Consider the following 7,607-nt stretch of genomic DNA (forward strand, 5'->3'; position numbering starts at 1 on the left):
ACAAGAAACTTAGACAGGATTAACAGGATTGACAGGATAAGCAATCAGCGGCCCCGGTGAAATCAGCTGCGCTGTCCTTCGGAATTTCACAGGGCAAGCCGGAAGCCGCAGATTGCATTAGTCATCCAGCACTCACTTTCTTCTGGCATTCATGAGTGCCGGAAAAAAGTGAGTGCTGGAGTGATAACCTTTTGGCCTGGCTTCCGGCCAGGACAAAATGATTTTTCTCTTAATCAATCTCTTAATCCTGTTAATCCTGTCAAATAGCTCTTTTCTTTATTGGGTTGCGGGCAAAGCCCGCTTTAGATTATGCGGGGTTGGAAGTAAGCCAATGCGTGAGGCAAGGCCTGCCTCTGCCGATAAATAAATGAAACCAAGGGGGAGATATGATTCAGAAGACCGAGAATATCTGGTTTGACGGGCAACTGGTGCCGTGGGACGAGGCCAGGGTGCACGTGCTAACGCACACACTGCATTACGGAGTGGGGGTTTTTGAGGGCATCCGAAGCTACAAGTGCAAAGACGGCACTTCAGCCCTTTTTCGCCTGGAAGAACATGTGGAGCGGCTTTTTAATTCCGCCAGGACAGTGGAAATGGAAATTCCCTTTACAGAGGAGGCAATCTGTCAGGCCATAGTCGACACCCTCAAGGCCAACAAAATGGACCAGGGATATATCCGGCCCCTGGCCTTCATAGGGGACGGGGCCATGGGAGTACATCCCGGGGAAAATTCCATCAGGGTCATTATAGCCACCTGGCCCTGGGGTACTTATCTTGGAGAGGACGCCCTGCAAAGCGGCATCCGGGTCAGGACATCAAGCTTTACCCGGCACCATGTAAATGTCATGATGACCAAGGCCAAGGTGGCGGGCAACTATGTCAACTCGGTGCTGGCCAAAAGAGAGGCCAAAGCTGACGGATATGACGAGGCCCTGATGCTGGATGTGGACGGATACGTATCCGAGGCCACCGGAGAAAACATTTTCCTGGTCAAGCACGGCAAGCTCAAGACTCCACCCCTGGGTTCCATCCTGGGGGGCATTACCAGGGATTCCATAATTACCATGGCCCGGGACATGGGGTATGAAGTAACAGAGCAGCGTTTTACCCGTGATGAGCTTTACATGGCTGATGAGGCCTTTTTCTGCGGTACCGCGGCAGAAGTCACCCCCATCAGGGAAGTGGACCGCAGGACCATCGGTCAGGGCAAGGCCGGACCCAACACCCTGCTTTTCCAGAGCGAATACTTCAAGATAGTCCGCGGGGAAAACATGAAGTACGCTGAATGGCTGTATGACTATGAGATATAGGTATGGAAAGAAGAAATGATGAATGCGGAATGCGGAATGAGGAATAAGGAAGAGGGGAAGATGGGGAGAAAGTGCCGGAAGGCCGGGCAGGGATTTGATTCAGGCCTGACAGGCAGGCTTTAAACCGGGAAGATTGATATGGCCAAGGCAGGACTTACAGCCAGATATAGACCGCAGAATTTCGCCCAGGTGGCGGGACAGGATTTCATCAAGAGCATTCTGTCCCGGGCGGCGGGGCAGGACAGGCCTTCCCACGCCTATCTGTTCAGCGGCACCAGGGGGGTGGGCAAGACCACCCTGGCCCGGATTTTGTCCAAAGCCATAAACTGCTACAATGGGCCTGCCCCTGAGCCCTGCAACCAGTGTTCAAGCTGCGAGCAGATAACCAGGGGTGCTTCACCGGATGTATGGGAAATAGATGCTGCTTCGCATACCGGCGTGGACAACGTACGCAAGCTGCGCGAGGATGTGGCCTATTCTCCCATGAGCGGCAGGTACAAGGTGGTCATTATTGACGAGGCCCATATGCTGTCCACATCGGCGTTCAACGCCCTGCTCAAGACCCTGGAAGAACCCCCAGCCCACTGTGTATTCATCATGGCCACTACTGCTCCGGAAAAGTTTCCGGCCACAGTGATCAGCAGGTGCCAGCATTATGTTTTCAAACGCCTGACCCACGGCGAGCTTTTTGCGCATCTTTGCTTTGTCCTGGACACCGAAGGGGTATCCTACGAAAAGGAAGCAGTGCATCTTTTGACGCGCCGCGGATCCGGCAGTGTCCGGGACAGCATGTCCATGCTGGGCCAGGTGCTGGCCCTGGGAGACGAGGGGCTGAAGACCGCGGATGTCCGCCGGGTCCTGGGACTTGCGGATCAGGAGCTTTTTCTGCGCCTGATGCAGCATATCCTGGATCAGGACCTGGTCCGGCTGCACGAGATGGTCAATTATCTCCTGGAACAGGGTCTGGATCTTGGTTTTTTCCTGCAGGAAATGGCCCAGTGCTGGCGTAATATGTTTCTTCTTTCCCAGGGTGGTCAGGAGGCTGGAAAAGTCCTGGACCTGCCGGCGGAAGAGGTTGAAAAGTGGCGGGAAATGGCCGGCATGTTTGCGGCCTCAACCATTCATGCCGGGTGGCAGATGGTCCTGGAAAGCCGCAAAAGCATACTGGGCAGTTACGAACCGGGAATCAGCCTGGAACTCATGCTTTACAATCTGGCTTATCTGCCAGAGCTTATTCCTGTTTCCGGGTATGCCCCGGAGCCGCAGCCCCGGGGAGAGACCAGGCAGAACACGGCAGAAAAAAAATATCCTGCAGGCGGGGAAAAAAAAAGCCTCAATAATGAATATAAAACATCCAGCTCTCCCGGGGAACCTGAGGTAGTAACTGAAAATTTCCAGGAATTCCAGGACAGGGGGGAGGATAAAGCTGAGGTTCAAGAAGAAAAGCCGCCCGGGACAGAAAAAGACTGGGACGGTTTTCTGGATTACTGCCGGGAGCATTGCCGCGATGATATGACTCTGGCCAGGATGCTCAAGCAATGCAGCGCCAGTATTGACAAAGATCAGCTGACTCTTAAACCGGAAGAAGAGTATGTTCGGTCCGCTCTGCTAAGAAACGGCCGCGAAAAAAAACTGTCCACCCTGACTGGCAGTTTTTTCGGCAGAGAAATGCAGGTGGTTTTTCAAGCTGGAGCAGCCCCAGAGATTTTTGATGCTTCACCAGAGGAAAAGGCGCGCAATCATCCGGGGGTGCAAAGATTAATGGATGCATTTGATGCCCGGATAATGGATATAAGCAGAAACAACGACAAACCCAACTCATAAGGAGAAAACAAAACATGCAGGATTTGGTAAAACAGGCCCAGATGATGCAGAAGAAAATGGCCAAGATGCAGGAAGAGCTGAATGCCCGGGAGGTGGAGGCATCCGCCGGCGGAGGCATGGTCACGGTAAAGGTGAATGGGGGACAGGAAGTCCTGGAAGTACGGATTGAAAAAGACGTGGTGGATCCCGAGGACGTGGAAATGCTGCAGGATCTTATCCTGGCCGCAACCAACGACGCCCTGAAAAGAGCCCGGGAGATGGTCCAGGGTGAAATGTCCCAGCTTACCGGGGGCATGAAGATTCCGGGACTGTTCTAAGTCCACTCATCAAGCCGACAAGGAAAACACTGTGCAAAAGTTGCCCAGATCAATGCAGCTTCTTGTGGACCGTCTTTCAGACCTGCCGGGAATAGGTCCCAAGAGTGCGCTGCGCATGGCCATGACCCTTCTTAAATGGCCGGAAGACAAGACCAGGGGGCTGGGGCAGAGCATAACTGATCTCCGGGATCAATTATGTATCTGTTCCCAGTGTGCGGCCCTGGCGGATACAGATCCGTGCTCCATATGCTCCGATGCCATGCGGGAGCAGGACAAGCTCTGCCTGGTATCCGAATGGGACAGCCTGCTGGTCATGGAAGAATCGGGGTTTTTCAAGGGGCGCTACCTGGTGCTGGGGGGGCTTTTGTCTCCCCTGGACGGGGTGCGTCCCGATTCCTTAGAGCTGGACAAGCTGCGTGAGAATCTGCAAAGTGGACAGACCAGTGAAATTATCCTGGCCCTGGGTACCACTCTTGAAGCTGAAACCACCGGATCTTATATCAAAAACATGGTGGAAAAGGAATATCCACATGTACGGGTCACCCGTCTGGCCCAGGGGATACCCCTGGGGTCGGATCTAAAGTTCATGGACAAGGAGACCCTGAAGCAGTCCATGCGCTTCAGGCAGAATATCTAAGGCGGGGTACCCTGACCTCATTTTCTTCTTAATGATTCTTCAAAACATTCTCTCCATCTCACTTGCTGCTGCTCCATGGCTTCTGCTGGGCCTTTTTACCGCCGGCCTGATCAAGGCCCTGATTCCGGAGAGCACCCTGCAGCGCTGGGTGGGGGGAAGCGGTCCAGGTGCTGTTGCCAGGGCGGCGTTGATGGGAGCACCATTGCCTCTTTGTTCCTGCGGAGCTATCCCCACGGCCTTTGCCATGTACCGCGGCGGGGCGGGGCGCGGCCCCACCACTGCCTTTTTGATCAGCACCCCGGGTGTCGGGGCTGATTCCCTGGCCATTACCTATGCCCTGCTGGGTCCTGTAATGACCCTGGCCAGGGCTCTGGGGGCGGTTGTTACAGGCGTTGTCACCGGGTTGCTGGTATCACTTGTCAGGCCCCCATGTTCTATTGAGTCTGCTCCGGCGGAGGCAGGGGAGGACGGTTGCTCCTGCAGTTCAACCGGGACCGGGTGTGCCGGAGGTTCTACCATAATCCCCAGTGAGCCTCTGGCCGTGGGCATAAAAGCCGGGATGCGCTATGTCTTTTATGATCTGTTCCGGGATATAATCGCCTGGATTCTCCTTGGCCTGGTCATTGCCGGTATGCTCATTACCTTTGTTCCTCCTCAGGCTCTGGCTGATTACGGCAGTGGTGTGTGGGCCATGCTTGTCATGGCCGTGGCCGGGATGCCCATGTATATCTGCGCGGCGGCGGCGACTCCCATCAGCGCCGGCATGCTCATGGCCGGAGTCTCCCCTGGGACGGTACTGGTCTTTTTGCTGGCCGTACCCATCACCAGTCTGTCCACCCTGGGGGTGCTCCGCCGGGAGATGGGCAGCCGGGTTCTGGCCTGTTATGTTGCCGGAATTGTGCTGACCACTGTCTTGCTTGGCCTGGGCATGGACCATCTTGTCGTTCTGGCCGGGATAGATATGGCAGTCCAGAAAGGGGCAGCCAGGGATCTTCTTCCAGTCTGGCTGGAATGGACCGGCCTGGTGGTTCTGGTGCTTTTGACGGCTGTTACGGTCTTTAAGTCGAAAGGGGGCATTTTCCGTCGCAGATAAGCCGGGGATGCCACGGATTGTTTTTATGGACGCGGCTGCTGAAGTGGTTGTCAGGCAAACTGCCTGTTGATTTTGTGCAGGGATTATTTTAGCAACGCGGTTGCTTGTTCATCCGTTTGTAACTATGCACCAGGGTCCGGGGACTTTGCAAACAGGACGTAAAAACTTCACCCTGTTAAACCCTGCGAAGCAGGACCGCTATGCGGTGTTTAACAGGGCGAGCACCAAGGAAGCGTAAATCAAAACCTATACACGGATATAATAACCAGGATATTTCCTTTAGCCTGCTTTGAATCAAGTTCGGTGTTTTACGGTTTTGATCAACGCTTCCTACGTCGTTCAGATCCCGCACTTACTTTTTGGCAAATATTGATTTGAAAACTGGGCAGACGTAGAAAAAGTAAGTGCGGGACCCAGTTTGCAAAGCCCCCGGACCCTGTATATCAGCGGTTCGCTTGGATTGACCAATTGTATCAGATGGTTAACAGTTACATCCGTTTATGAATTTAAACTATACCCATCAGGAGAATGACTGTCATGGAAGAAAGAGACGAGGAACAGAGTTTTGCCCGCATGCTGGCTGAGTCGGAAATGGAGTCCGGCCCGGAGCTTGAGCCTGGAGACAGGGTCAGGGGAAAGATAATCAGCATCGGCAAGGATCATGTATATGTTGATACCGGCACCAAGACCGACGGTGTTGCAGACAGGGAGGATCTTCTGGACAGTGAGGGCAACCTTGCCCTTGAAGAAGGGGATTCAGTAGAGCTGTTCGTGGTTTCCAGGCATCAGGGCGAAATCAGGCTGGCCTCTTCTTTCGGCGCTCATGGTGGCGTGCAGCAGCTTATGCAGGCCATGGAGCAGGAGATACCGGTACAGGGCAAAGTCAAGGAGACCTGCAAAGGCGGTTTCAGGGTTCAGGTCATGGGCAATCACCTCGCCTTCTGTCCCATGAGCCAGATGGACAATCGCATGGTTGAGGACTCCCAGAGCCTGGTGGGGGAGAGCATGACCTTTCTCGTGAGCAGGGTGGAGGCCAATGGCCGGAATATTGTCGTGTCCAGAAGGGCATTAAAGGACAAAGAACAGGCTGAGTCCCTGCACGAATTTTCCAGGAACTATAAGCCCGGGGATGTTCTCCAGGGCACAGTGACCAGGGTTGAACCTTACGGAGTATTTGTAGAGGTTGCCCCGGGTCTTGAGGGCCTGGTGCATATAAGCGAGATGAGCTGGTCCAGAAGTCTTGCTCCAGAGGAGATTGTTTCAGTGGGTGATACAGTATCAGTGCATCTTTTGGGTATAGAAGAAAAGGACAAGGGCCAGGTTCGAATCGGCCTGTCCATGAAGCAGGCTCAGGCAGATCCATGGGAGAGCATCACTGAAAATTTTGAGCCCGGAAGCGTGGTCGAGGGTGTGGTGACCAGAGTCGCACCCTTTGGGGCTTTTGTTGAAATCTCTCCAGGTCTTGAAGGCCTGGTTCATGTGAGCGAAATGAGCTACCTGAAAAGAGTCAGCAAGCCAGAGGAAGAGGTGCAGCCCGGACAGAAAGTCCGGGTAAAGGTCAAAGGGATAGACTCCCTTGAAAGACGGATATCCTTGAGTATGCGCGACGCTCAGGGAGATCCATGGGAAGGAGTCTCCACCCGCTACGAAAAAGGCACCCTGGTTGAAGGAAAGATGGAAAAGCAGGAGGATTTCGGCATGCTGGTGGCCCTGGAACCAGGGGTAGTGGGTCTTGTACCCCGCTCCATCCTTCATCAGAACCAGGATTCGTCCCTGACAAATAAAAAACCGGGAGACAGGGTGAATGTGGCTGTAGAATCAGTGGACGAGGCAAACCGGCGCATATCCCTGCAGCCGGCTGATTCAGTGCAGTCCGAAGAATGGCAGTCCTATGCCCCTGCCCGGGATAACGGTCTTGGCTCCCTGGGACTGGAACTGAAAAAGGCCATGGAAAAGAAAAAAAGTTAGTAGCTGTTCAGCACATTTTGTGTGTACTCTTGTTCTGGCCATCGGTGTCGGGGTCGGTATCGGTATCGGCTTTCCGGCTCGGAGAGCCTACAGCTCGGAGAGGTTCGATAGAAAACCGAAAAACAAAGTTGCGTGGGGCGTTCTCCAACAGCTTCGATACCGACCCCGATACCGACCCCGACCCCGATAAAACCAATTATCATGGTGAACAGTTACAAAGGTTAGCAGCTTCCGAGCTTGTGTCCTTTTAGTGACTTACTCCTGAAACCTTGCCTGCCCCGTGAAATTTCCTTCATTTCACCGGGGTCATAAAAAACAAGAAACTTAGACAGGATTAACAGGATGGATAGGATAATCAGCCACCGGCCTGATGCCGCTGACTGAATTTACCATCCAGCACTCACTTTCTTCTTCATGAGTGCCGGAAAAAAGTGAGTGCTGGAGTGATTACCTTTTGG

At 53.7% G+C, this 7,607-nt stretch carries 6 protein-coding genes; all 6 read left to right on the plus strand.

Annotated features, from left to right (window positions below):
* The first annotated feature begins 386 nt into the window (after nt 1–386).
* The 6 genes from D5S03_RS11905 to D5S03_RS11930 all read left to right on the plus strand — a co-directional run bounded on the left by D5S03_RS11905 (nt 387) and on the right by D5S03_RS11930 (nt 7,149).
* Nucleotides 387–1,310 carry a branched-chain amino acid transaminase gene (locus tag D5S03_RS11905; RefSeq protein WP_008869469.1) on the plus strand — a complete coding sequence of 308 codons (924 nt, stop codon included), beginning with the start codon at nt 387–389 and terminating at the stop codon, nt 1,308–1,310.
* Nucleotides 1,311–1,448: 138 nt separating this feature from the next.
* Nucleotides 1,449–3,134 (plus strand): DNA polymerase III subunit gamma/tau, encoded by a 1,686-nt coding sequence (gene dnaX / locus D5S03_RS11910; RefSeq protein WP_008869468.1) that lies wholly within the window; start codon nt 1,449–1,451, stop codon nt 3,132–3,134.
* Nucleotides 3,135–3,148: 14 nt separating this feature from the next.
* Complete coding sequence (locus tag D5S03_RS11915; RefSeq protein WP_008869467.1) at nt 3,149–3,451, plus strand: YbaB/EbfC family nucleoid-associated protein; 303 nt, start codon at nt 3,149–3,151, stop codon at nt 3,449–3,451.
* Between the two features lie 31 nt (nt 3,452–3,482).
* Nucleotides 3,483–4,088: a recombination mediator RecR gene (gene recR, locus D5S03_RS11920; RefSeq protein WP_008869466.1), complete on the plus strand. Its 606-nt coding sequence runs from the start codon at nt 3,483–3,485 to the stop codon at nt 4,086–4,088.
* A 31-nt stretch (nt 4,089–4,119) separates the two neighbouring features.
* Nucleotides 4,120–5,181, plus strand: a complete 1,062-nt coding sequence (locus tag D5S03_RS11925; protein WP_287044180.1) for an SO_0444 family Cu/Zn efflux transporter — start codon at nt 4,120–4,122, stop codon at nt 5,179–5,181.
* Nucleotides 5,182–5,718: 537 nt separating this feature from the next.
* Nucleotides 5,719–7,149 (plus strand): S1 RNA-binding domain-containing protein, encoded by a 1,431-nt coding sequence (locus tag D5S03_RS11930; RefSeq protein WP_287044181.1) that lies wholly within the window; start codon nt 5,719–5,721, stop codon nt 7,147–7,149.
* Nucleotides 7,150–7,607 lie beyond the last annotated feature (458 nt).

Origin of the sequence: Desulfonatronospira sp. MSAO_Bac3 (assembly GCF_003838035.1) — a bacterium.
GTDB classification, from domain to species: domain Bacteria; phylum Desulfobacterota; class Desulfovibrionia; order Desulfovibrionales; family Desulfonatronovibrionaceae; genus Desulfonatronospira; species Desulfonatronospira thiodismutans.

What these genes read in the sequence shown, in the direction of transcription:
- D5S03_RS11930 (WP_287044181.1), top strand. Translation starts at nt 5,719, where the DNA reads ATGGAAGAAAGAGACGAGGAACAGAGTTTTGCCCGCATGCTGGCTGAG.
- D5S03_RS11925 (WP_287044180.1), top strand. Translation starts at nt 4,120, where the DNA reads ATGATTCTTCAAAACATTCTCTCCATCTCACTTGCTGCTGCTCCATGG.
- D5S03_RS11905 (WP_008869469.1), top strand. Translation starts at nt 387, where the DNA reads ATGATTCAGAAGACCGAGAATATCTGGTTTGACGGGCAACTGGTGCCG.
- dnaX (WP_008869468.1), top strand. Translation starts at nt 1,449, where the DNA reads ATGGCCAAGGCAGGACTTACAGCCAGATATAGACCGCAGAATTTCGCC.
- D5S03_RS11915 (WP_008869467.1), top strand. Translation starts at nt 3,149, where the DNA reads ATGCAGGATTTGGTAAAACAGGCCCAGATGATGCAGAAGAAAATGGCC.